The organism is Microbacterium sp. RU33B (assembly GCF_900155915.1).
Lineage (GTDB): Bacteria > Actinomycetota > Actinomycetes > Actinomycetales > Microbacteriaceae > Microbacterium.
Genome location: NZ_FTPO01000001.1, coordinates 860,587 through 883,447, shown reverse-complemented (window position 1 = coordinate 883,447; position 22,861 = coordinate 860,587). Strand labels below are relative to the sequence as shown.

Annotated in this window: 29 protein-coding genes; 11 read left to right on the top strand and 18 right to left on the bottom strand. The window is 70.3% G+C overall.

All coding sequences use genetic code 11. The features are described from left to right. Positions 1–7 precede the first annotated feature (7 nt). A complete protein-coding gene (locus B0B14_RS04355) occupies positions 8–1,525 on the top strand; it encodes a DHA2 family efflux MFS transporter permease subunit (protein WP_083710328.1) in 1,518 nt (505 codons plus the stop codon). An 81-nt stretch (positions 1,526–1,606) separates the two neighbouring features. Beyond that, positions 1,607–2,185 (top strand): carboxymuconolactone decarboxylase family protein, encoded by a 579-nt coding sequence (locus B0B14_RS04350; RefSeq protein ID WP_076680263.1) that lies wholly within the window; start codon positions 1,607–1,609, stop codon positions 2,183–2,185. Positions 2,186–2,200: 15 nt separating this feature from the next. On the opposite strand, the gene B0B14_RS04345 is transcribed toward B0B14_RS04350, so the two are convergent. After that, complete coding sequence (locus tag B0B14_RS04345) at positions 2,201–2,707, bottom strand: hypothetical protein (RefSeq protein WP_076681269.1); 507 nt, start codon at positions 2,705–2,707, stop codon at positions 2,201–2,203. 11 nt (positions 2,708–2,718) lie between these two features. Then, positions 2,719–2,856 carry a hypothetical protein gene (locus B0B14_RS16460; RefSeq protein ID WP_179085265.1) on the bottom strand — a complete coding sequence of 46 codons (138 nt, stop codon included), beginning with the start codon at positions 2,854–2,856 and terminating at the stop codon, positions 2,719–2,721. Between the two features lie 128 nt (positions 2,857–2,984). On the opposite strand from B0B14_RS16460, the gene B0B14_RS16455 reads away from it, so the two are divergent. Beyond that, a complete protein-coding gene (locus B0B14_RS16455; protein ID WP_179085264.1) occupies positions 2,985–3,152 on the top strand; it encodes a hypothetical protein in 168 nt (55 codons plus the stop codon). Positions 3,153–3,173: 21 nt separating this feature from the next. Here the strand turns inward: B0B14_RS16455 and B0B14_RS04340 are convergent, their stop codons facing one another. From B0B14_RS04340 to B0B14_RS04330, 3 genes are read right to left on the bottom strand one after another with little or no spacing between them, the layout of a single operon-like run. Next, positions 3,174–3,998, bottom strand: a complete 825-nt coding sequence (locus B0B14_RS04340) for a DNA-formamidopyrimidine glycosylase family protein (protein WP_076680262.1) — start codon at positions 3,996–3,998, stop codon at positions 3,174–3,176. Positions 3,999–4,030: 32 nt separating this feature from the next. Beyond that, on the bottom strand, positions 4,031–5,050 hold the full coding sequence (locus B0B14_RS04335; protein WP_143733616.1) for a hypothetical protein: 1,020 nt from the start codon (positions 5,048–5,050) through the stop codon (positions 4,031–4,033). Next, the gene (locus tag B0B14_RS04330; RefSeq protein WP_076680260.1) at positions 5,043–5,543 is read right to left on the bottom strand and encodes an RNA polymerase sigma factor; all 501 of its coding nucleotides are present in this window, start codon (positions 5,541–5,543) and stop codon (positions 5,043–5,045) included. Before B0B14_RS04330 ends, B0B14_RS04335 begins: the two co-directional genes overlap by 8 nt. Positions 5,544–5,823: 280 nt before the next feature. Here B0B14_RS04330 and B0B14_RS04325 point away from each other — a divergent pair, with 280 nt between their 5' ends. The 3 genes from B0B14_RS04325 to B0B14_RS04315 all read left to right on the top strand — a co-directional run bounded on the left by B0B14_RS04325 (position 5,824) and on the right by B0B14_RS04315 (position 7,731). Then, on the top strand, positions 5,824–6,036 hold the full coding sequence (locus B0B14_RS04325; RefSeq protein ID WP_076680259.1) for a hypothetical protein: 213 nt from the start codon (positions 5,824–5,826) through the stop codon (positions 6,034–6,036). A 247-nt stretch (positions 6,037–6,283) separates the two neighbouring features. Further along, positions 6,284–7,084, top strand: coding sequence for a DUF4397 domain-containing protein (locus B0B14_RS04320; RefSeq protein WP_076680258.1), 801 nt, complete (start codon positions 6,284–6,286; stop codon positions 7,082–7,084). Further along, entirely contained in the window at positions 7,084–7,731 is a 648-nt protein-coding gene (locus B0B14_RS04315) for a class F sortase (RefSeq protein ID WP_083710325.1), read from the top strand. Before B0B14_RS04320 ends, B0B14_RS04315 begins: the two co-directional genes overlap by 1 nt. Positions 7,732–7,768: 37 nt before the next feature. Here the strand turns inward: B0B14_RS04315 and B0B14_RS04310 are convergent, their stop codons facing one another. From B0B14_RS04310 to B0B14_RS04300, 3 genes are read right to left on the bottom strand one after another with little or no spacing between them, the layout of a single operon-like run. Continuing rightward, positions 7,769–8,857 (bottom strand): 1-acyl-sn-glycerol-3-phosphate acyltransferase, encoded by a 1,089-nt coding sequence (locus tag B0B14_RS04310; protein ID WP_143733615.1) that lies wholly within the window; start codon positions 8,855–8,857, stop codon positions 7,769–7,771. After that, complete coding sequence (locus tag B0B14_RS04305) at positions 8,854–9,705, bottom strand: patatin-like phospholipase family protein (RefSeq protein WP_076680256.1); 852 nt, start codon at positions 9,703–9,705, stop codon at positions 8,854–8,856. The genes B0B14_RS04310 and B0B14_RS04305 overlap by 4 nt, the downstream gene beginning before the upstream one ends. Next, the gene (locus tag B0B14_RS04300; RefSeq protein WP_256714251.1) at positions 9,702–10,223 is read right to left on the bottom strand and encodes a hypothetical protein; all 522 of its coding nucleotides are present in this window, start codon (positions 10,221–10,223) and stop codon (positions 9,702–9,704) included. Before B0B14_RS04300 ends, B0B14_RS04305 begins: the two co-directional genes overlap by 4 nt. Positions 10,224–10,358: 135 nt before the next feature. Here B0B14_RS04300 and B0B14_RS04295 point away from each other — a divergent pair, with 135 nt between their 5' ends. After that, complete coding sequence (locus B0B14_RS04295) at positions 10,359–11,555, top strand: saccharopine dehydrogenase family protein (RefSeq protein WP_076680255.1); 1,197 nt, start codon at positions 10,359–10,361, stop codon at positions 11,553–11,555. Positions 11,556–11,557: 2 nt separating this feature from the next. Here the strand turns inward: B0B14_RS04295 and B0B14_RS04290 are convergent, their stop codons facing one another. After that, positions 11,558–11,818: a DUF3253 domain-containing protein gene (locus tag B0B14_RS04290; protein ID WP_076680254.1), complete on the bottom strand. Its 261-nt coding sequence runs from the start codon at positions 11,816–11,818 to the stop codon at positions 11,558–11,560. A 112-nt stretch (positions 11,819–11,930) separates the two neighbouring features. Between B0B14_RS04290 and B0B14_RS04285 the strand changes: the two genes are divergently transcribed. Beyond that, positions 11,931–12,281: a LysR family transcriptional regulator gene (locus tag B0B14_RS04285; RefSeq protein ID WP_076680253.1), complete on the top strand. Its 351-nt coding sequence runs from the start codon at positions 11,931–11,933 to the stop codon at positions 12,279–12,281. Between the two features lie 6 nt (positions 12,282–12,287). Here B0B14_RS04285 and abc-f read toward each other — a convergent pair whose 3' ends face one another. From abc-f to B0B14_RS04250, 7 genes are all read right to left on the bottom strand, one after another. After that, positions 12,288–13,931: a ribosomal protection-like ABC-F family protein gene (gene abc-f / locus B0B14_RS04280; RefSeq protein WP_076680252.1), complete on the bottom strand. Its 1,644-nt coding sequence runs from the start codon at positions 13,929–13,931 to the stop codon at positions 12,288–12,290. Positions 13,932–13,977: 46 nt separating this feature from the next. Continuing rightward, a complete protein-coding gene (locus B0B14_RS04275; RefSeq protein ID WP_076680251.1) occupies positions 13,978–14,331 on the bottom strand; it encodes a hypothetical protein in 354 nt (117 codons plus the stop codon). A gap of 108 nt (positions 14,332–14,439) precedes the next feature. Next, complete coding sequence (locus tag B0B14_RS04270) at positions 14,440–14,955, bottom strand: P-loop nucleotide/nucleoside kinase family protein (RefSeq protein WP_076680250.1); 516 nt, start codon at positions 14,953–14,955, stop codon at positions 14,440–14,442. A gap of 48 nt (positions 14,956–15,003) precedes the next feature. Then, on the bottom strand, positions 15,004–16,077 hold the full coding sequence (ychF, locus tag B0B14_RS04265) for a redox-regulated ATPase YchF (protein WP_076680249.1): 1,074 nt from the start codon (positions 16,075–16,077) through the stop codon (positions 15,004–15,006). A gap of 39 nt (positions 16,078–16,116) precedes the next feature. Then, complete coding sequence (locus B0B14_RS04260) at positions 16,117–16,815, bottom strand: HAD family hydrolase (RefSeq protein WP_076680248.1); 699 nt, start codon at positions 16,813–16,815, stop codon at positions 16,117–16,119. After that, a complete protein-coding gene (locus B0B14_RS04255) occupies positions 16,812–17,468 on the bottom strand; it encodes a dihydrofolate reductase family protein (protein WP_076680247.1) in 657 nt (218 codons plus the stop codon). The genes B0B14_RS04260 and B0B14_RS04255 overlap by 4 nt, the downstream gene beginning before the upstream one ends. Positions 17,469–17,475: 7 nt before the next feature. Further along, positions 17,476–18,231: a class I SAM-dependent methyltransferase gene (locus B0B14_RS04250; RefSeq protein WP_076680246.1), complete on the bottom strand. Its 756-nt coding sequence runs from the start codon at positions 18,229–18,231 to the stop codon at positions 17,476–17,478. An 87-nt stretch (positions 18,232–18,318) separates the two neighbouring features. Between B0B14_RS04250 and B0B14_RS04245 the strand changes: the two genes are divergently transcribed. Both B0B14_RS04245 and B0B14_RS04240 read left to right on the top strand, forming a co-directional pair. Beyond that, positions 18,319–18,939, top strand: a complete 621-nt coding sequence (locus B0B14_RS04245; RefSeq protein ID WP_076680245.1) for an exonuclease domain-containing protein — start codon at positions 18,319–18,321, stop codon at positions 18,937–18,939. Between the two features lie 52 nt (positions 18,940–18,991). Then, complete coding sequence (locus B0B14_RS04240) at positions 18,992–20,302, top strand: DNA recombination protein RmuC (RefSeq protein WP_076680244.1); 1,311 nt, start codon at positions 18,992–18,994, stop codon at positions 20,300–20,302. A 32-nt stretch (positions 20,303–20,334) separates the two neighbouring features. On the opposite strand, the gene B0B14_RS04235 is transcribed toward B0B14_RS04240, so the two are convergent. Beyond that, positions 20,335–20,541 carry a UDP-N-acetylmuramyl pentapeptide phosphotransferase gene (locus B0B14_RS04235; RefSeq protein ID WP_076680243.1) on the bottom strand — a complete coding sequence of 69 codons (207 nt, stop codon included), beginning with the start codon at positions 20,539–20,541 and terminating at the stop codon, positions 20,335–20,337. Positions 20,542–20,629: 88 nt separating this feature from the next. Then, positions 20,630–21,619 (bottom strand): class II fructose-bisphosphatase, encoded by a 990-nt coding sequence (glpX, locus tag B0B14_RS04230; protein WP_076680242.1) that lies wholly within the window; start codon positions 21,617–21,619, stop codon positions 20,630–20,632. 188 nt (positions 21,620–21,807) lie between these two features. Between glpX and fbaA the strand changes: the two genes are divergently transcribed. Next, positions 21,808–22,839 (top strand): class II fructose-bisphosphate aldolase, encoded by a 1,032-nt coding sequence (gene fbaA, locus B0B14_RS04225; RefSeq protein ID WP_076681266.1) that lies wholly within the window; start codon positions 21,808–21,810, stop codon positions 22,837–22,839. The last annotated feature ends 22 nt before the right edge of the window (positions 22,840–22,861 follow it).

Sequence of the window (22,861 nt, the reverse complement as noted above, 5' to 3'; positions counted from 1 at the left end):
ACGCCCCATGGCCGCCACCGAGACCACGATGCCGGGCCCAGCCCGCACGACCGCCCCTCAGGGCCACACCCTCCGTCCCGAAGAGAACCGGGTCATCTGGCTGCTCCTCGCGGCCGCGTTCGTCGCGATCCTGAACGAGACCACGATGGGCGTGGCGATCCCCCACCTCATCGGAGATCTCGGCATCACCGCCGTCGACGCCCAGTGGCTCACGACGGCGTTCATGCTCACGATGGCCGTCGTCATCCCCATCACGGGGTTCCTGCTGCGTCGGTTCACGACCCGCGCGATGTTCATCGCCGCGATGAGCCTGTTCTCGCTCGGCACGCTCGTCGCCCTCCTCGCGCCCGGATTCCCGGTGCTCGTCGTCGCCCGCGTCGTGCAGGCATCCGGCACCGCCATCATGATGCCGCTGCTCATGACCACGATCATGACGATCGTGCCGCCGCACGCCCGCGGCCGCATGATGGGCCGCGTCTCCATCGTGATGTCGCTCGCTCCGGCGATCGGCCCCACCCTGTCGGGCGCTCTGCTCGATACGCTCGGATGGCGCTGGATCTTCGGCATCGTCCTCCCGATCGCGCTCGTGGCCCTCGCGGTCGGCGCGAAGTGGATCCACAACCTCGGTGAGACCACGCGCGCGCGGATCGACGTGCTCTCGGTGATCCTGTCCGCGTTCGGTTTCGGCGGCATCGTCTACGGCCTCAGCCAGATCGGCGGCGCGGCGAGCCACGGCGGCGGAGCAGCGGATGCCTCGGCCGCCGCGACCTCGACGATGACGCTGTGGATCGCACTCGGCGTGGGCGCCGTGTCGCTGGGACTCTTCCTGTGGCGGCAGGTGCGCCTGCAGCGCAGCGACGACGCCCTGCTCGATCTGCGGGTCTTCCACTCGGCGAACTTCTCGCTCTCGATCGCGCAGATGGCCCTGCTGTCGATGGCGTTCTTCGGCGTCATCACGGTCCTGCCGCTCTACATGCAGAGCGTGCTCGGCATCTCGCCGCTCGAGACCGGTCTCGCCGTGCTCCCCGGTTCGCTCCTGATGGGTCTGCTCGGCCCGTTCATCGGCCGCATCTACGACGCCCGCGGGGCTCGCGTGCTGCTCGTCCCGGGCGCGATCATCGCGGTGGGGATGCTGTGGTTCTACACGACGTTCACAGAGACCACGCCGCTGTGGACGCTCATCGCGGGCCAGACCGTGCTCTCGCTCGGACTCGCGCTGTCGTTCACCCCGCTGTTCACGGCCTCCCTCGGCTCGCTGCAGCCGAAGTTCTACTCCTACGGGTCGGCGATCCTCGGCACGGTCCAGCAGGTCGCGGGTGCGGCGGGCATCGCGGTGCTCATCGCGGTGATGTCGGGCGTCTCCGCCTCGGCTGCCGCCGACGGGGCATCCGCCGCCGTCGCTGGTGCGGCGGGCGCGCACGCCGCATTCCTGCTCGCTGCGATCATCTCGATACCGCTGCTGATCGGCGCATTCCTCATCCGCAAGCCGGACGACGCGGAGTACGCGGGGCCGCCCGCGCACTGATCGTATATCAGGCAGTGCCCTTCCGAACTCGGTGTCGGAGGGGCACTGTTGTCTGTGGTGCCCGACAGACCCGGAGGCAGCATGATCATCTCGACACCCGAGCCCGCCACCGCCGGAGGCTATGTCGCCGAGAAGTACCGCGAGGATCTCGACGACGACGGCTTCGTCTTCACCCACACGCGCGCGATGGTGGTCAATCCCGAGGCTCTCGACGCATTCGAGGCCCTGCTCGGCGCGGTCATCCCGTCGATCGGCGTGCGCACGTACGAGCTGGCGACCCTCGCCGCGGCGGCCGCGGTGAAGTCGCCGCACTGTCTGATGGCCCACGGGCGCAAGGCGCTGCGCGCGGGCGCCTTCGACGAAGACGAACTCGAACGCGTCGCCCGCGACTTCGAGCAGGCGGAGCTGAGCGAAGCCGACCTCGCCGTCATGAGGTACGCCACACGACTGTCCACGGATGCCGACGCCATGACCGACCGCGACAGTCAGTCGCTGCGCGACGTCGGCTTCACCGATCGCCAGATCGTGGACATCACCCTGGCGGCCGCGGCGCGCAACTACTTCAGTCGCGCTCTGCAGGCCCTCGCCGTGCCGGTCGAGGAGATGGCGGGGCTGAGTCCGCGGCTGACGGACGCCCTCCTGTCGCCGCTGTCGCGCTGACCCGTCCGCTGTCGCTCAGTGGTGGATGAGCGACTTCAGCATGATCAGGATGCCGCCGAACGCCGCCGTGATCAGGGCGCTCGTGAGCCGCACCCAGAAACGCCCGTCCCACCGCGCGACGGCGAACCAGCCGAGCAGACCGAGGATCACCGTGTCGACGACGAGCGCGGTCCAGATCGCCAGCTCATCGTCGATGACGCGGCTCACACCGAGCAGCAGGATCACGAGCGGCACGACGGAGACGAGGAGCATGCCCTCGGAGTGATGGATGGCGGCCGAGAAGCTGGCCCTGAGGTCGCCGCGGTGCGTGCGGGCGAGACCGGCGATCGTGCCGGCGTAGACGTGCGCGGCGAAGAAGACGATGACCGTCACGACGACGGTCAGGAGCGCATTCGCCGAGGTGCCGGTCAGGCTGTTGCTGACGACGATCATCCCCGACACGAGGATCAGCCCGTAGACGGATTCCTCGGAGATGAGAACGCGGCCCAGTCGGGCGAGCCGGCCGGCAGCGGGATCGGGCATCGAGGGGGTGCTCAGTCGGTGCTGCAGCACCCGCCGCCGCAGCACGACGCACCCTCGTCGAGCGCGACGAGGAGGTTCTTGTCATCGCCCGCCTGAGGCAGGGTCTGCAGCGGCTGGAGCGAGGGGGTCGGGAGGTTCGACGTGGCCATGACCCGATCCTATCCCTGCCCTCGTGCCGCGTAGGCGATCACCCGGCCCGACGCAAGCCCCTGCGGCCCGCGCCCGGCGGCGCGTACCGTCGAGGTCACGGCATCCGCCGACCGCAAGGGAGCAGACCATGGAACGCGATCTCGAGAACTCTTCCGACGCCGAACGCGACGAGGCGGAGACCAAGCCCGGCGGACTCGGCCAGGACGGCACGATCCCGGCCCACCCCGACGGCGTCGCCGCGGGCCACACCGGTGTGCAGTCCACCTTCGAGCCCGAAGAGGACGAGGACGCCTGAGATAGTCCGCCGAGCGGAGCGCTACAGCAGCGCTCCCCCGGTCTGACACGTCGGGCAGTACTGCGCCGTCGTGCTCGCGAACCGGACGTCGCGGACCTCGTCGCCGCACACGGGGCAGGGCTCGCCGGTACGTCCGTGCACGCGCATCGCCGCGACCTTCGCTGCCTTGAGCTCCGCGATCGGGATGCCCCGCCGCGCCGCGATCGCACCGCGGACGGTGAGGAGCATGGCGTCGAAGACGCCGTCGAGAGCAGCGCCGTCGAGCGCGGCGGCGAGTGCGACGGGTGAGGTCCTCGCCGCATGGAGGATCTCGTCGGAGTAGGCGTTGCCGATGCCGGCGAGCGAGCTCTGCTCCTGCAGGATCGCTTTGATCTGCTTCCGGCGGCCGCGGGTGACCGAGTCGAAGTCGTCGCGGGTGAACGACTCATCGGCGGGATCCGGGCCGAGCGCCGCGACGGCGGGCACGTCGAGCGGATCGTCGACCACGAAGAGGCCGAGCGAGACCCAGTCTCCGGCATCCGTCCACGCGATCTCGCCGCCGTCGTCGAACGTGAGAACGGCGAGTGCGGGTGGAGCGTCGGCGGGCGCGTCGACGTGCTCGTCGCTCCACCGGGCCCACCCGTGCCGGCCGAGCGAGATCACCAGGTATCCGCTCGAGAGCTCGACCGCGATGTGTTTTCCGCAGCGGCGCACACCGCGCACGCGCTCGCCCACGATCGACGTGAGCGGCCGCTGGCGCGTCTTCAGCGCGCGGAATTCGATGAGGTCGGCGCCGACGATCTCCCTCCCGGAGATCCGCTCGGCGAGGAACTCGGCCTGGACCTGCACCTCGGGCGACTCGGGCATGCGCCCATCCTCGCACCGGGTGCCGACACGCGTCAGCCGTCGGCGAGGTCCCACAGCCGATAGCTCATCACCGTGTTCGGCGCCATCGGGATTTCGGGGTCGTCGCCGAGGTAGGTCGTCTCGGAGCCTACGATGCGCCCCGTGTCGAGCGACACGAGCAGCATCTCCTCGTGCAGACCTGCGGACGTCACGGCGCTGAGCGCGAACACGTCTCGTCCGCCGCGATCCTGGGTCACGCCTCGGAGCTCGATCCCGGGATAGTCCCGGAGGGCCTCGAGGATGTTCGCCTCCTGCGCATCCGTCAACGTCCACCAGGCTTTGAGGTCGCCGACGGCCCGGAGCACCGCAGACGGATCCTCGCCTGCGACGGTGTAGGCCTCGCGCAGATAGGTCCGATAGAAGTCCGCGCTGTCGCCCGCGACCATCCAGGGAGGAGGCTCGCCGTCGACGACGAAGTCCGATGCCGGGAAGTCGTCGTCGCGCAGCACCGTGCCCGCCGGTGAGAGGTCGGCGCGCACGGGCAGCTCGCTGCCGTCGACGGCGGGGGTGTAGGCGCGCCCGGCCGTCACGCGCAGGTTCGCGGAGAAGTCCTCGTTCCACGTCCACGTCTCGACCTCGGGTGAGATCACCGCACCCGCATCCGGTCCGTCCATCTGCACGTGGGCGTACCACGCCACCGTCACGGCTCGGCGTTCGGGGGTCGCGGGTCCGGATCCGTCGGCGAGCTGCTCCTGGGCGCGCGTGACCTGCTCGGCGACCGTGAGTCCGGATGCCGCGAGCTGCAGCGGGCGGAGCGCGTCGGCAGCCGCCGGAGAAGTCGCGGAGAAGGGAGCGACCACCAGCACGACGAGGAGGGCGACGACGGCGGCCGCCAGCACAGGGACCGACACGGAGACCGCGAACCGCCGGCGCCGACGCTGCGGTCGCTCGGCCAGCAGTGCGCGCAGTCGCGCTTCGGCCCGTGCATCCAGGGCGGTGTCCCGCGTGGGATAGGGGCTCGATGCCGCCAGCAGGCGATCGAGCTCGGCATCCGTCATCCGCTCGTCAGGCACGGGTCATCGCCTCCTCCCACGTCGTCGCGTCGCGATCCCGCGGCCATGCGTCGCGGATCGCCTTCTTCGCACGGCTGATGCGCTTCCAGACGGCCTGCTCGGAGCATCCGAGCACGACTCCGGCGTCGGCGGCGCCGAGTCCGTCCCAGTAGGTCAGCTGGAGCACGTCGCGATAGCCCCGCGGCAGGGAGTGCAGGATGCCCCGGAGCGTGTCGACCTCCGGATCCTCGGCGGCCGGGGGGCCGATCACCTCGGTGTCGCGCAGCGCCCGGCGCTCGCGCTCTCGGCGGCGCACTTCCGCCTTGACGAGGTTCTCCGCCGTGCGGAACAGCCACCCGACGGGATGCGGATGCCGCTCCGGGAGCTTCCTCAGGGCCAGCTCGAACGTCGACGCGGTGATGTCCTCCGCGCCGAAGCCGCCCAGTCGTCGATCCACGTACCTCAGAACCCCCGCGTACTGCTCGCGGTAGAGCGCTTCGAATCCGGAATGCATGACCGGCCCATGATCTCACGCGTCCGCGCCGCGTCCGCTCGAGCGTCCACCGCATCCCCTCGGCCCCTGTGCCTTCACGAACAGATGCGTGTCGTGCGTGGATCCTGACATCGGATGTCAGGATCCGCCGATCGCCGACATCGAAGGGCAGAGGCATCCGATCGGAAGGTACCCCCATGAGCGAGCAGGCCGTCACCCCCAGCGATGTCGTGCTGCCCCCCACACATCCGATCGACATGAGCGCTCTGATCGCCGCTGCGCTGTCCGAGGACCCGCGGACGTGACCTCGACGGGCGCCGACGACTGGTCGGCGGGCGACCTCGCCTACCAGCAGCCGCAGTGCGCGCTGTGCGGTGTCGTGATGCGCGACATCCCCGGCGGCTGGCGGTGCCCGTCGTGCCACGTCGGCTTCATGATCACGTTCGCACCCGACGGCGCGTCGACGCTCTCACGCCTGGGAGCGCGCGACCTTCCGCTGCGACGCCGCGCCTGACCGTAGCACTCGAGGGGCGGATCGGCGCAGGATCCAAACCGATACGGCCGCGGTGCCGAATCACCGTCATGAGTGGTCCGTCGAACCCGAATCTCGCCGATCGCATCGCAGCGGTCTTCACGCCTGGGGCGTGGCGAGCAGCTCCGCGGCGCCGCCACTCGTTCATTCCCGCTGTCGCCCCCAGTTCCTTCACGAACCGGCCGCGACCGCTGCACGAATGACCGCGCACGCCGGAAGGAATCCCGTCATGGAAGATCACACCCTCGCGCGTCGAGGTCGCCGCGCAGCTCTCGGCATCGTCGCGGCTGCGGTCGTGGCGCTGGGCGCGCTCGTCGCCGCTCCGGCCACCGCCGCTCCCGGCGATCCGGTCGGCTGGCTCCGCCTCGGTCACCTGTCCCCCGACACGAAGTCGGTCGACGTCCGCGTCTCGGCGCGGGGCAGCGCGACTCCGATCATCGAACTCACCGACGTCAGCTACGGCGACGTCTCCACGTACTCGGAGCTGCCGCCCGGCTCCTACTCGGTGAGCATGGTGCCCGCGGGCTCGAGTCGCACGACGGCTCCCGCGATCTCGGCATCCGTCCGCGTCTCGGGCGACACGGCCACCACCGTGGCCGCCTACGGCCCCTCCAAGGACCTCCAGGTCAAGGCGTTCACCGACGACCTGACGCAGCCGGCAGCCGGCAACGCGCGGATCCGGCTGGTGCAGGCATCCACCCTCACACCCCGGGTCGACGTGTCGACCTCGACCGGCACGCCCATCGCGCGTGGAGCGGTCGCGGGCTCGGCCACGGCGTACGCGGAGATCCCCGCGGGCCCGTGGACCCTCGAGCTCACGGGCGGCGCCATCCGCGATGTCACCGACGTCTCGGTGGGTTCGGGGAGCGTCACGACCCTCTTCGTGGTCGACACGGCCGACGGCGGCCTGACGATCCTGCCGATCCTGGATTCCGCGTCGGCCGGTGCCGTGCCGGACGGCGGCGTGCAGACCGGTGGCGGATGGCTCGCCCACTCCGTCGTCACGGTCGGAGCGGTGAAGGCCTTCTGATGAGACGCGCCGGGATCGTGGGGATCGCCCTCGCGGCGGCCCTCGCGCTCGGCGCGATCGGGGCGATCGCGAGCCAGGCCGCGACGGTCGCTCCGGAGACCGCCTCGCCGTCCGCCACGCCGGAGCCGCCCGAAGCGGTGAACGACTTCGCCGCCGACGGCCTGCAGGACCCGGCCGCCGCCGACGTCGCAGATCCGGCCGCAATCGGCGTCCCCACCCGCATCCGGATCCCCCGGATCGGCGTCGACTCGGTCCTGGAGAACCTGACCCTGGGGCCCCAGGGCGAGCTCAACGCGCCGGTGGATTTCGACCTCGCCGGCTGGTACTCCGGCGGCGTGGCGCCGGGACAGGTCGGCCCGGCCATCATCGCCGGGCACGTCGACAGCGCCGCGGGTCCCGCGGTCTTCGCGAGGATCGGAGAGCTCGTCCCGGGCGACGAGATCGTCGTCAGCACGTCGACGGGCACCGACCTGACATTCGTCGTCACCGGGAGCGCGCAGTCGGCGAAGGCGGCGTTCCCCACGGATGAGGTCTACAGCAACGTCCCACGTCCAGAATTGCGGCTGATCACCTGCGCCGGTGCGTTCGACCGCAGCGTCGGGCACTACACCGACAACCTGATCCAGTTCGCTTCACTACGGGGGTGATGGTCGGCGGGTGTGGCCGGCCGTCACCCCTCTCCCGTCACCCCGCCGCGGAGCCGGCGTCGACCCACTCGTCGATGCGGCCGAACCAGTCGAACAGCCACAGCCCCTGCGCGGTGCGCTCCTCCGGAACGTCGGAGCGGGGCACCCGCCAGGCGTGCAGAGTGATGCGCTTCTCCATCGGGAGACCGCGCCAGACGTCACCCATCGTCGAGAACTCATCGAGGCCCGAGTGGGCGATGAAGACGACATCCGCGTCCGGAGCCGCCTCCAGCGCCGCGTGGAGGCCGCGCGGCTGCGGAGCGAGGACGTGGTGCAGCGCCTCGGCCCGCGCCGCAAGCGGTTCGTTGCCGCTCTGGCGGAGGCGCTCGATGCGGGAGGCCCGACGGCCCGGCGTGAAGTTGCCGCCCTCGGGGAAGATCACGAAGGCGTCGGCCGGACCGAGTCCCACCGCGAGATCCGCGATGGCGGCCTCTGCGGCGCGGCCGCTCTGACTGCGCCCCGCGGGCGGGGCCTTCGCGGCGGCGCCCGTGAATCCGGTGGGGGTGATGAACCGCGTCGGCAGGCGGTTCAGCAGCACGTCCACCGCCGGATCCCACTGCATCGTGTCCTTGACGACGACCCGCGGCATCCGCTTCACATGGTTCAGGAGGGCATGCATGAGGATGAACGAGTCTCCGGGGCCGGCGTGCCGACTGGCGACGATGAGCGGGGTTCCCGGCTGGAACATGCGGTCGAAGGATGCCGCGGCCGTGCCGTCGCGGGTCTCCTCGGCCGCTTCGGTGAAGATCCTGACGGCCAGCACGCCTCGGCACACCCACAGCAGCACTTTGAGCGCGACGGCGGCGACCGTGTAGTGCACGCCCACCCACCACGGCGACCGCAGCTTCCAGCCGAACCCGCTGGCGATCCACAGCACGAACAGCACGACCAGCAGCAGTGCGTCCCAGAGCACGTACACGAGAAGCATGAGCAGCGCCCTCGGCCAGCGGAACCTGCGCGGGATGAACGACGCGACGATGATGACGACGAGCAGCAGGATCGGCGTGAACCCGATCAGCAGCGGGCCGCCGATGACCATCGCGGGCGCGATCACCACCCGGCGCACCCAGGTGGGCGGCACTCTCACGGGCGCCCGCCCTTCGGGACCTGCTCATCGAGGTATACGGTGCTGGCCGCGTAGGCGAGGTCGATGCGGGTGCGCACCGTCTCCATGCGGCGGTACGACAGGACCGACGAATCACCCTTGAGCGTGCCGCCGCTGGGCAGCACGTGGAGCCGCACGCCGTCCGGCAGCGTCGCGACATCGTGCGCGAACCGATGCCTCCGCGCGACCTCGAACGCCATCTGTGCGGTCTGCACGGCGGTGCGGGGTGCGACCAACGGGGTCTCGATGCGGCCCACCTGCAGCACGAAGATCGTCGTGGCGCCCGCGTCGACCGCGGGTCCGATGGGGATGGAGTTGACGATTCCGCCGTCGATGAACGTCTCGCCGTCGATCGTCGTGGGCGGAAGGAGTCCCGGCACCGAGGAGGACGCCAGGACGGCCGGGATCAGGGGTCCGGAGTCGAACACGCGCTCGGCGGCGCGCTCGATGCTCGCTGCGACGACGCGCAGCGGCACGGCGAGGTCTTCGAAGCGCGTGTCGGCTCCGAGCACGCGCTCGAACATGCGGCGGAGCGGTGCGGGCGAGTTGAGGTGCGTGCGGGTGCGCACGAGACGGACGAACTGGGTCGCGAACGAGTCGCCGTAGACGGAGGCGGCTTCGGGAGACATCCACGCCTCGAACAGGTCGTCGAGCGCATCGAGGCTCGGCGTCTTCGCGACGATCGCCCCGTTGATGGCCCCGATCGAGGTGCCCACGATGACGTCGGGGACGACTCCCCGCTCGAGCAGGGCACGCAGCATCCCGATCTGCACGGCACCGCGCAGGCCTCCCCCGCCCAGGACGAAGGCGATGCGTTCGCCCGCGCTCATGACGAGACCTCCGCACCCGGTGTGCAGCCGCGGGGCTCCGAGTTGCCGCTGACGGCGAAGTCGTCGCACGTGAGGAACCGGGCCTGGTTGAGACCGAGCACGAACGAGGCGATCACCACGACCCCGACGACGCTGTTGATAATCCACTTCGCGCGTCGGGGTGTGCGCTCCGCGAAGTCGGGCCACACGATGCGCACCAGCACCACCAGGGTGAACGGGATGCCGATGATCACCGCTGCGAACGCCGCGAGGTCGATGAGCGCGACCGAGAGATCGGCGGTGTCGTCGTCGACGACGAAGTTCAGCACGAGCCACACCGTCGGCAGGAGGAGCACGACCGCGCGCGCCAGCCGAACCCCCACGGGCCGGTGTTCGATCAGTACGAAGACGAACGCCGCCGTCGAGGCGGCCCACAGCCCCAGGATGTCGTCGAAGAAGATCTCGCCCCAGGCGCCCAGGGTGAACGCCGGCCACCAGGCGATCGCGACGATGCCGACCATGATCACACCGATCGGCACGTCCCTGCTCCTGCGCTCCTCAGGCGCTTCTCCCGCCGTGTCGTCCACATCGGCACGCTAGCCCGGATGCGTGCCCGAGCGGTAGTCGCGGTCAACCCCCTCGTGCCGCCCGCGTCGATCGCGCAGGCTGGGGGCATGACCGAAGAACGCGACCACGACATCGTCCTGCTCGGCGCGACCGGCTTCGTGGGGAGGTTCACCGCCCGCCATCTCGCCCGCTCGGCTCCCGAGGGAGCGCGCATCGCGCTCGCCGGCCGCTCCCTCCCGCGTCTCGAAGCGCTGCAGCGCGAGCTCGGCGTCTCCTGGCCTCTCGTGGAGGTCGATACGTCCGATGCGCCCGCTGTCGAGCGGCTCGCCGCATCCGCGTCCGTCATCGCCACGACCGTCGGACCCTACCTGCGCGACGGAGCGGTCGTCGCCGCCGCCTGCGCTCGCTCCGGCACGTCGTACGCCGATCTGTCCGGCGAGAGCGTGTTCGTGGCGCGGAGCATCGCGTCGAACCACGATGCGGCGCAGCAGAGCGGGGCCCGGATCGTGCACTCCTGCGGGTTCGATTCGATCCCCTCCGATCTGGGCCTCGGGCTCGCCCACGCTGCGGCGGGCGGGGTGCCGATCGTGTCGGCGACGCTGCGCGTGCGCTCGCTCCGCGGCGGGGTCAGCGGCGGGACCATCGACTCGCTGCGGCAGCAGATGGCGGCGGCGGCGAAGGATCCCTCTCTCCGGCGCCTGATCGCCAGTCCCTACGCCCTCACACCGGGCCCCGCGGTACGTCTCCCGGAACGACCCCGCGACGGGATCTCCCGGGTGCGCGGCGGGTGGGAGGCGCCGTTCGTCATGAGCGGCTACAACCGGCAGATCGTGCAGCGTACGAGCTTCCTGAACGGATGGAGCTACGGACAGCTCCTGCGCTACCGCGAGGTCGTCGCGACCGGGCGCGGGGTGGCGGGCGCGCTGCGCGCGGGTGCGCTGACGCTCGGCACCGCGGCCCTCGTCGGCGCGCTCTCGTTCGCGCCCACGCGCGCCGTCGTCGATCGCGTGCTGCCTGCACCGGGCGCGGGGCCGAGTGCCGACGCGATCGCCCGCGGAAGATTCGCGGTCGAGATCGACGTGTACCCGGTGGAGGGCGCGCCGGTGCGGGCGCGGGTGGCCGCCCCGTACGATCCGGGGTACGGCGGCACCGGCGTCATGCTCGCCGAGTCGGCGCTGAGTCTCGCGTTCGACGACCTGCCCGACCGCGCGGGTGTGCTCACCCCGATGGTCGCCATGGGCGAGGCGCTCGCGCAGCGCCTCCGTGCGCATCGATTCACGCTCGACGTCGGACCGCTGAGCTGATCTCAGCCGGGCGGCTGTACGGAACGGATCCGGATCGGTCCTCTCGCGCTCGAGAGATCGACCACGACGCCGCCCTGGGTGATCTCCACCTCCCCCGACCCCACGAGCCGGCCCGCAGCGGTGCGCGCGTCGTCCATGAGGCCGCGCCACTCGTCGCCTCCGATCGCGCGGGCGGCATCCGAGGGGCAGATCGTCGCCGTGGCGGCGCGCTGGGCGAGAAGATCGCGGATCGTGGCCTCGAGGCGGGCGACGGAGTCGGTCATGCCCCGAGTCTGCGCGCCGGGAGCACGGAGCGTCCAGCCCTCCGAGCGGCGCGTCTAGTCTGGAGGGCGAGATCGGACCGTCCTCAGCGCGCTCCGCCCGGAAAGGTCGCCCGTGAAGATCGCCCTCCTGCGACGGTTCGTCGCCCTCGTCGAGCACGATCTGCACGCCCCCCGCACGGCAGACGCCCTCGGCATCCCGCTCGCATCGCTCTACACGTCGATCGACAAGCTGGAAGAGGAGGTGGGGCATCCGCTCCTCACCCGCGCGAAAGCCGGCTGGACACTCACCCCCGCCGGCTCGCTCCTGCTCGACGAAGCCCGGCAGCGCATCGCCGAGTCCCCCGCGCCGACCGAGAAGCAGACCGGTCCTGCGGGAGGAAAGGCCAAGGCCTCGAAGGGCAAGGGCCGCACGCCCGCGGTGAAGGGTCAGCCCAAGCCCTACAAGAAGCGGCAGGGCCGGTAGCGGCTGCTACCGCTCGACGACCTGCCCGCCGTCGACCTGCCAGTGCCGGTCGGTCCTCACCGCGGCCAGCATCCGCCGATCGTGCGTCACGAGGAGGAGGCATCCCTCGTACGACTCGAGGGCCTGCTCGAGCTGCTCGATCGCGGGGAGGTCGAGGTGGTTCGTGGGCTCGTCCAGCACCAGGACGTTGACGCCGCGCGCCTGCAGGAGGGCGAGACCCGCCCGGGTGCGCTCGCCCGGTGACAGCTCGTCGACCGGACGCCGCACGTGGTCGGCCTTCAGACCGAACTTCGCCAGGAGCGTCCGCACCTCACCCGACTCCATCGAGGGCACGAGGGACTCGAACGCGTCGGCGAGCGCGTCCGATCCCGACAGCAGGGCCCGGGCCTGATCGATCTCGCCGATCTGCACGTTCGCCCCGAGACTCGCCGTGCCGGCATCCGGATCCTGGCGCCCGAGGATCGCACGCAGCAGCGTGGACTTGCCGGCGCCGTTGGGTCCCGTGATGCCGATCCGCTCCCCCGCATTCACCTGCAGCGAGACGGGACCGAGGGTGAACGATCCCTGCCGGAACACCGCGTCGTTGAGGGTGGCGACGACCGAGCTCGAACGCGGCGCGGAGCCGATCGTGAACTCCAGCTGCCACTCCTTCCGCGGCTCCTCGACCTCGTCGAGTCGCGCGATCCGGCTCTCCATCTGACGCACCTTCTGCGCCTGCTTCTCACTCGATTCGGTCGCCGCCTTGCGCCGGATCTTGTCGTTGTCGGGCGACTTCTTCATCGCGTTGCGCACGCCCTGGCTCGACCACTCCCGCTGCGTTCGGGCGCGGGCGACGAGGTCGGCCTTCTTCTCGGCGAACTCGTCGTACTTCTCCCGAGCATGGCGGCGCACCGTCGCGCGCTCCTCCAGATAGGCGTCGTATCCGCCGCCGAACACCCTGTTCGAGCCCTGCGCGAGGTCGAGCTCCAGCACGCGCGTGACACAGCGGGCGAGGAACTCGCGGTCGTGACTCACCAGGACGACACCGCCCCGGATGCCGCGCACGAACGCCTCCAGCCGCTCGAGCCCGTCGAGATCGAGGTCGTTCGTGGGCTCGTCCAGCAGCGCGATGTCGAATCGGCTGAGGAGGAGCGCCGCCAGGCCCACGCGGGCCGCCTGGCCACCCGAGAGCGAAGTCATCAGGGCGTCGCCGGGAGCGATCGCCAGCCCGAGATCCGCCAGCACGACGGGGATCCGCTCGTCGAGGTCGGCTGCGCCGCTGGCCAGCCAGCGGTCGAGGGCGGCGGAGTAGTCGTCGGCGGCGAGGACGTCGGCAGGATCGGCGAGACGCGCAGCCGCCGCATCCATCTCCCGCGTCGCCTCGGCGCACCCCGTCCGCCGCGCGATGTGCTCGGCGACTGTCTCTCCCGGAATGCGCTCGTGCTCCTGCGGAAGCCAGCCGACGAACGCGTCGGGCGGCGAGAGCGACACTGCGCCGGCCTGAGGTTCGTCGATCCCCGCCAGCAGGCGCAGGAGCGTCGACTTTCCTGCACCGTTCGCACCGACGACGCCGATGACGTCGCCCGGTGCGACTGTGAGATCGAGCGCATCGAACAGCGTCCGATGGCCGTGGCCGCCGGCGAGGCCGCTCGCGACGAGTGTTGCGGTCATCCGTCCATCCTGTCATCGGCGATGACGGATGACGGACCCGCTCCGCTCAGCTCTTGAAGAACGCGTTCGCGCGCGACGTGTAGAGCAGGATCAGTCCGAGGAGAGGCAGGATGATGCTGCCGATCGCGCTCCACGCCTGCCCCGGATACGCCACGAGCAGGTAGATCGACCCGGCGATGTTGAGCACGAACACGATCGTCACGATGAGGCGGGCGCCGGAGCTGCCGCTGAAGAGCCCGAGGCTCACCAGAACCGTGATGATGCCGACCACGATGCCGACGATGCCCAGGGTCAGGTTGCCGCCGATCAGGGCGAAGACGCCGTTGACGATCTGGATCGCACCGGTGATCCAGGCGATGATGCCGACGAGAGTGACCCCGAAGGGACGGGAAGCGGCCATGTGGGACTCCCTCTGGTGAGTGGGGGGTGGAGCGTTGTGGCATCACTGTAGTGGGAGCGCGGATGTCGTTGCCAGGGGCGGAAGTCCCTCGCGGCGTCGCGGCTCCCGCTACTCGCGGTCCCGCTCGACGGCGGCGATGATCGCGTCCGCGTTGGCCCCCGGCTCGTTCCGGAAGTCGAGCCGGATACGGTCCCCGTCCCAGTCGGACAGGGCACGCACACGCGCTCGCACCGACTCCCAATCCGGCTCGGGGAAACCCTCGATGTCGCGCCGACGCTCCGCGAGACGACGTCGATGCTCTGCAGGATCGGATGCCACGACTTCGACGAAGAGCACGTCTACCGCGGCCACCCGGGCGAGATCACGCCACTGCTGCCGTGCAGCCTCGACATCGTTCACCGCGTCGATGATGACATCGTGCCCGAGGCGCAGCTGCTCGCGGGCGACCGCCTCGGCGACGACGTAGGCGGCCAGCCCGGTGGGCTGGTCACGGCTCACGCCCGCGGTCCACATGGCCGCTTCGATCGGATCGACCGAGACCAGTGCACAGCCCAGGCGTCGGGAGACGAGCGCGGCGATCGTGCTCTTGCCGCTTCCGGGCGGGCCTGCCATCACGATCAGCATGCGACCATTCTCTCGCGTGGCGTCGAGCCGACCCCGGGAGCCGCCGCGTCAGTTGTTGAAGCGGAACTCCACGACGTCGCCGTCCTGCATCACGTAGTCCTTGCCCTCGAGGCGGGCCTTGCCCTTCGCGCGGGCCTCGATGACCGAGCCGGTCTCGATGAGGTCGGCGAACGAGATGACCTCGGCCTTGATGAAGCCCTTCTCGAAGTCGGTGTGGATGACGCCGGCCGCCTGCGGAGCCTTCCAGCCCTTGCCGATCGTCCACGCGCGCGCTTCCTTCGGTCCGGCCGTCAGGTACGTCTGGAGACCCAGCGTGTCGAAGCCGATGCGCGCGAGCTGGTCGAGACCCGACTCGTCCTGCCCCGTCGATGCGAGCAGCTCCGCCGCGTCCTCGGGGTCGAGGTCGATGAGCTCGGACTCGATCTTCGCGTCGAGGAACACCGCCTTGGCCGGAGCCACCAGCGCCGCGAGCGCGTCGAGCCGCGCGGCATCCGTCAACACGGCCTCGTCGACGTTGAACACGAAGATGAACGGCTTGGCGGTCAGCAGGCCGAGCTCGCGGATCGGGGCGAGGTCGATCTTCGACGCGGACAGCAGCTCGCCGCGCTGGAGGGCATCACGCGCCTGCACCGCGGTCTCCAGCACCGACGGATCGAGCTTGCGCCCCTTCACTTCCTTCTCGTACCGCGTGATGGCCTTCTCGACCGTCTCGAGGTCGGCGAGCTGGAGCTCGGCGTTGATCGTCTCGAGGTCGTTCTGCGGATTCACCTCGCCTTCGACGTGCACGACGTCGTCGTCGGCGAAGCCGCGCACGACCTGCGCGATCGCGTCGGCTTCGCGGATGTTGGCGAGGAACTTGTTGCCGAGGCCCTCTCCCTCGGATGCACCGCGCACGATGCCCGCGATGTCGACGAACGACACGGCGGCGGGCAGGATGCGCTCGGAGTGGAACACCTCGGCGAGCTTCGCCAGCCGCGGATCAGGGAGGTTGACGACCCCGATGTTGGGCTCGATCGTCGCGAACGGGTAGTTCGCTGCGAGCACCTGGTTCTTGGTCAGGGCGTTGAACAGGGTGGACTTGCCGACGTTGGGCAGTCCGACGATTCCGATGGTGAGAGCCACGGGAGTTCAGTCTACGTGGCGGCGCACGACCGCCCCGGCTCACACCAGCGTGAGCAGGTCGCGCAGATCCGTCACCACGGCGTGCGGCTCGCACGTGCGCTCCACACCGCGGCGATCGATCCAGACGGCGGTGAGCCCGGCCGCGCGCGCACCGCCGACATCCGCCACCTGGTTGTCGCCGACGAACAGCGTCTCGTCGGCAGCGACTCCGAGAGCCTCCACGGTGAGCGCGAAGATCGCGGGATCGGGCTTGTGCGTGCCGTGCTCGCCCGAGACGACCACGACGTCGGCGGCGCCCTCGAGGTCGACGGCGCGCAGCTTGGCGCGCTGAAGACCGGAGGGCCCGTTCGTGACGATCGCGATCCGGATGCCGCGCTCCCGCAGTGCGTCCAGCACCTCGACGGACTCGGGGTACAGCGAGAACGCCTCCCCTTCCAGCCCGGTGTGGAGCGCTACGGCGGCCGTGGCCGCCGACGCATCCGTCACCCCGACTTCCGCGAGGGCACGCCGCCACACCTCGATCGGCACGTCGTCGCCGGGGATCTGCCCCCGCATCCATGCCTCACCGACTTCGGGCCAGTAGTCCCACCACACCCGCTCGTTCGCCGCGGCGAGCGCGTCAGCGTCGAGGTCGTACCGGCTCGCGAGTTCCCGCGCCACCCGCAGGACGACGCCGTCGACGTGGTCGTCGCGCAGAAGAGTGCCGTCGAGGTCGAAGCAGACCGCGCGGATCGTCATGAGGGAGCACCGTCCTGTCTGCCTCGGTGTCCGGATCGGACGTCGTCGCGTTCGACGGCCCAGCGCATGAGGACGTTGCCGGACTCCTGCCAGACCTGTGTGCCCAGCAGTCGCAGCGCGACAGGGGGACGCGAATCGAACAGTCCGACACCGGTGCCCGCGATCAGCGGGAACGTCACGAGGTGCAGCTCGTCGACGAGCCCGGCGTGCATGAGGTCGTTCCACAGCACACGGCCGAGGAGCACGAGGATGCCGCGTCCGTCGCGCTGCTTCGCCTCCGACACCTCCTGACGCGCGTCGGCGATCCGCACGATGCGGACGTTCTCGTAGGCAGCGACGTCGTCGGGAGTGATCGTGTCGGACACCACGATCTTCTCGATGCCGAGGATGAGCTCGGCGAGCTCGGCGCGGATCTCCGTGGCATCCGGATCCGCGCGGACGCCCGTCCAGTACCCGAGATTTCCGAGCGCCGAGCGTCGACCCGCGAGGAGCAGCGTGTCGGAGCTGCGGAGGAGACCCGCCGTGTAGTGATCGAACGAATCGGCCCCGCGATAGGCGGTGTGCTGATGCTCGAAGAAGGATCCGATGTCGTGGTCGTCGTCTTCGTAGCGACCGTCGACGGTGGTGAAGTTGCAGACCGTGAGCGCGCGCATGTCCGTCCTAGCCCTCCGCCACGCTTCGGAACGCCTCCGTGCGATACGGCACATCGACCGCGGCATCGCCGACCGCGCCGATCTCGTCGAACAGTTCCGCCAGTCCCGCCTCGATGCGGGCGCGGTCCTCCGGTGCCGCCGTGATGACGTAGCTCCGCGACCGCGCCATGTCGAACAGCGACTCCCGCGTCATCCGGCGCGTCCACGACCAGGACCGACTCTCCAGTGGCCCGAACGGCGGCGCGACGGTCGGACCGCCGTCCTGCATCATCAGCTCGGCGTTGCTGCCGTGCATGATGTCGGTCAGGCGCGCGATCCACGGCACCGACTCGTCGCGGAGGTTCCACACGAGCCCCAGCACGCCGCCCGGGCGGAGGACGCGCGCGATCTCGGCGCAGCCAGCGACCGGGTCGACCCAGTGCCACGCCTGGCCCAGGAGCACGGCATCGACCGAGGCATCCGGGAGCGGCAGGTTCTCGGCGGTTCCGACGAAGGTCGGGATGCCGCGCACCGCGCCGCGGAGCACGGCGAGCATGTCGGGGTCGGGGTCGATCGCCACCGTCTCGGCGCCCGAATCCGCCGCGTGGGCGACGATCGCCCGGGTGAGCTTGCCCGTGCCGGCGCCGACATCGGCAATACGGGGCGTGGCGGCGCCGAGCTCCAGCATCCAGGCCACCGCCTCCACCGGGTACTCGGGGCGCCCCGCTTCATATGTGCTCGCCTGGCGCCCGAAAGAGGTCGACATCTCGTCGCGATCCACCATGCCGCCAGACTACGGCGCTCGCCTCGACCTGGATCCGGACCGGCGCGCCTCCGCCCCAGCCGCTCGCGCGCGCGTGAGGGTGGAGACGTGCCCCTGGACTTCACCGCGATCGATTTCGAGACGGCGAACTCCAGCAGTGCATCGGCGTGTGCGGTCGGCCTCGCTCGCGTCCGCGACGGCGAGATCGTCGCCCGCGCGGGATGGCTCATCCAGCCGCCACCCGGCCATGACCGCTTCTTCGAGCTGAACACGCGCATCCACGGTCTGCGCGAAGAGGACGTCGCCGGTGCGAAGGGCTGGACGGCGCAGCTTCCCGAGCTCGTGTCGTTCATCGGCGATGACGTGCTCGCCGCTCACAACGCCGGGTTCGACATGACGGTGATCCGCCGCGCGTGCGAAGCCACGGGCGACGTGTGGCCGCTCAACGACTACATCTGCAGCCTGCAGATCTCCCGCAAGACGTACGAGCTGGATTCGTACCGGCTGCCGTCGGTGGCCGCGGCCGCCGGATTCCTCGACTTCCCGCACCACGACGCGGCCGCCGACGCTCTGGCGTGCGCGCACATCCTCATCGACGCCGCCCGTCTGGTGGGGGCTCGCGACGTCGCCTCCCTCGCCGAGCTCGCCGGCGTGCGCGTGTCGCACATGCCCGTGCCGCAGCTGGTCGATGCGCCCCTGCCGGCGCAGTTCGCCGTCGTCCGCACCTGACACGCTGCGCGCCGAGCCGCGCGATGTCCGAGGGTACCGGCATCCTCGAGTCATGGATGCACTTCTGCTCTCGATCCTGGTGATCGCCGCCCTCGCCGCCGGACTCCTCGCCGGCTGGTTCGCGGGTGGTGCCCGCGCGACCACGCGAGGCGTGCAGGAGCGCTCGGCACTGCAGGCGCGCGTCGCCGCCGCCGAGGCGTCGCGCCACGGCGTGCAGGCTCAGCTCGACCACCAGCACCTGCTGTATCGCGAGCTCGCCGGCCAGGCCCGTGCCGATCAGGCGGCCCGCGAAGAGCGCGAGCGGCGGGAGCAGTCGGTGCTGCGGGCACTCGCGCCCGTGAGCGAGACCCTCCAGTCGATGCAGCTCAAGGTCGACGCCCTCGAGCGCGACCGCCAGGAGCAGTTCGGCTCGCTCGCCGAGCAGCTGCGCCGCGCTCAGGAGTCCGACGAGGCACTGCGGGCGACGACCGAGTCGCTCGCCGGGGCTCTGCGCTCGAACAGCACGCGCGGGGTGTGGGGCGAGACCCAGCTGCGCCGGGTCGTCGAGGCGGCGGGTCTCACCCGCTACGTCGACTTCGACACGCAGGCGGGGATCGTGACGGATGCCGGAGCCGGCCGTCCCGACATGATCGTGCGTCTCCCCGGCGACAAGGCCCTCGCGATCGACGCGAAGGTGCCGCTCGACGCGTACCTCGAGGCCAGTGCGATCCCCTTCACGGCCCAGGGCGCGGAGGGCGCGCGGCGGAAGTCCCTTCTCGAGAGGCACGTCAAAGCGGTCCGCGCGCATGTCGATGCGCTCGCGAAGAAGACCTACTGGGCCGGCCTGTCGTCGAGCCCTGAGTTCGTCGTGTGCTTCGTCCCCAGCGAGTCGCTGCTTGCCGCGGCGCTGGAAGAAGATCCTTCGCTGCTCGACTACGCGTTCGGGCGCCGGGTGGCCCTCGCCTCCCCCGTCAACCTCTGGGCGGTGCTCAAGACGGTCGCCTACACCTGGACGCAGCAGGACGTCTCGCAGGAGGCCCGCACGCTGTTCGAGCTCGGCAATCAGCTGTACGAGCGTCTGGGCGGTCTGGCCGGGCATGCCGAAGAGCTGCGGAGGGCGATCGAACGCACCGTCGAGGGCTACAACCGCTTCGCCGGTTCACTCGAGTCCCGCGTGCTCGTGACGGCACGGAAGTTCCCCGGGATCGACGAGACCAAGCTCGATGCGCTCGCCGCGCCGGCCCTCGTCGAGAAGGCTCCGCGCGCACTCGTCGCGCCCGAGCTCCTCGACGGCGCGACCGACGCTGCGCGTGCGGCCGATGTCCCGCCGCTCACGGCCGATCTGGGAGATCTGCGGGAACGCATCGCGCGCCGCGGCGACTGATCAGGGCCGAGGCACGCAGATGCCTCAGGGTCTCAGGCGCCGCCGGGAATGAGGCTCAGCAGCGTCACGACGGCTGCGGAGACGAAGACGAAGGCTCCGATCATCCACCACGCCGAGACCTGCGAGCCCTCGGGGCGACGCTTGCGCAGCAGAACGTCCGGCCTGCGCGCAGGATCGATGGCATTGGCGACGACGGCCTGGGCCCCCGTCTGCGGAGCCGAACCGGTCTGAGCCGTCATGTCGACACTCCCTCACGCCGAGTGATCCCGGCATCCCTCCTCCGATTGTGCCAGAGGGATGCCCGGATCCCGTCTCCGACGCCCGGCGTCAGTACCACTTCGAGGCGAGATGCTCCGACGAGATCCGTCGGAGAGTGCCGGACGATCCGCGCAGGACGACGCTCTCCGTGTAGACGTAGTCTCCCTCGCGGCGCACGCCGGCGACGAGCTCGCCGTTGGTCACGCCCGTCGCGACGAAGATCGAGTTCTTGCCCTTGACCAGGTCATCCGCCTCGTAGACGAAGTCGTCGAGCTTGAGCCCGGCGTCGATGCCCCGCTGCTTCTCGTCGTCGTCGCGGGGCCACAGGCGACCCTGGATGTGCCCACCGAGCGCCTTGATCGCACACGCGGTCACGATGCCCTCCGGGCTTCCTCCGATGCCGACGCACATGTCGGTGCGGGCGTTGTGGCGAGCGGCGTTGATGCCGCCGGCGACGTCGCCGTCGCTCATGAGTCGGGTTCCGGCGCCGGCTTCGCGGATCTGCTCGATGAGATCGGCGTGGCGGGGCCTGTTGAGCACGGAGACGACGAGCGTGTCGACGGGCTTTCCGAGCGCCTTCGCGAGGAGGCGGATGTTCTCGCCGATCGGCAGGCGGATGTCGACGACCCCGACGCCGGCCGGCCCGGTGACGAGCTTGTCCATGTAGAACACCGACGAGGCATCGAGCATCGCGCCGCGGTCGGCCACGGCGAGCACGGAGAGCGCGTTGTTGCGCCCCTCCGCCGTGAGCGTCGTGCCATCGATCGGGTCGACCGCGATGTCGGCCTGCGGTCCGCGGCCGGTTCCGACGTGCTCGCCGTTGAAGAGCATCGGCGCATCGTCTTTCTCGCCCTCGCCGATCACGATGACGCCGTCGAAGGCAACGGTCGTCAGGAACGCCCGCATCGCGTCGACGGCCGCGCCGTCGGCGGCCAGCTTGTCGCCGCGCCCGATGAAGGGAACCGAGCGGATCGCGGCGGCCTCCGTGGCGCGCACGAGCTCGAGAGCGAGATTTCGGTCGGGATGCAGGGGGCTCATATCGGCCGTCAGACTCACCATGCGGTCAGCCTAACGATCGACGCGGGGAGAATCGACGGATTCCGCCGCTGCGCAGACGAAGGAAACTCGATTCTTGCGGTGACGACAGAACCCGCCGAAGGCGTTTGCCACGGCGCAGGACATCCCTCCGCGATGCGCGCCCTTCGCTAGAGTGACGAGTGACGTCCGTCACGATCGAGGAGCACGAAATGCCTGTCGCCACCCCAGAGCAGTACGCCGAGATGCTGGATCGCGCGAAGGCCGGGGGCTTCGCGTTCCCTGCCATCAACGCCGCCAGCTCGCAGTCGATCAACGCCGTCCTGCAGGGCCTCACCGAGGCCGGCTCCGACGGCATCATCCAGGTCACGACCGGTGGTGCCGACTACTTCGCCGGCCACACCGTCAAGGGCCGCGCCACGGGAGCCATCGCCTTCGCGAAGTTCGCGACCGAGGTCGCGAAGAACTACCCCATCACGGTCGCCCTGCACACCGACCACTGCCCCAAGCCCGCCCTCGAGGACTTCGTGCTTCCGCTCATCGCGGCATCCGAAGAAGAGGTCAAGGCCGGGCGCAACCCGATCTTCCAGTCGCACATGTGGGACGGCTCCGCCGTGCCGCTCGCCGAGAACATCGAGATCGCCAAGGAGCTGCTCCCCCGTCTGAAGGCGATCAACGCGATCCTCGAGGTCGAGATCGGCGTCGTCGGCGGCGAAGAAGACGGCGTGAAGCACGAGGGTTCGAACGACGCCCTCTACACGACGACGGCTGACGTCTCGCAGGTCGTCGAGGCGCTCGGACTCGGCGATCAGGGTCGCTGGATCGCCGCCCTCACGTTCGGCAACGTGCACGGCGTCTACAAGCCGGGCAACGTCAAGCTCCGCCCCGAGCTCCTCGGCGAGATCCAGGCCGGCATCGCTTCGCAGTTCGGCGCGGGCGACAAGCCGCTCGATCTCGTCTTCCACGGCGGCAGCGGCTCGACGTCGGAGGAGATCGCCACCGCCGTCGCCAACGGCGTGATCAAGATGAACATCGACACCGACACGCAGTACGCGTTCACGCGCTCGGTCGCCGGCTTCATGTTCAGCAACTACGACGGCGTCCTGAAGGTCGACGGCGAAGTGGGCAACAAGAAGGCCTACGACCCCCGCGCGTGGGGCAAGGTCGCCGAGTCGGCGATGGCCGCCCGCGTCGTCGAGGCCACGCAGCAGCTCGGCTCGCACGGCAAGTCGATCAGCATCTGATCCGACCGACCACGGTCTCGTG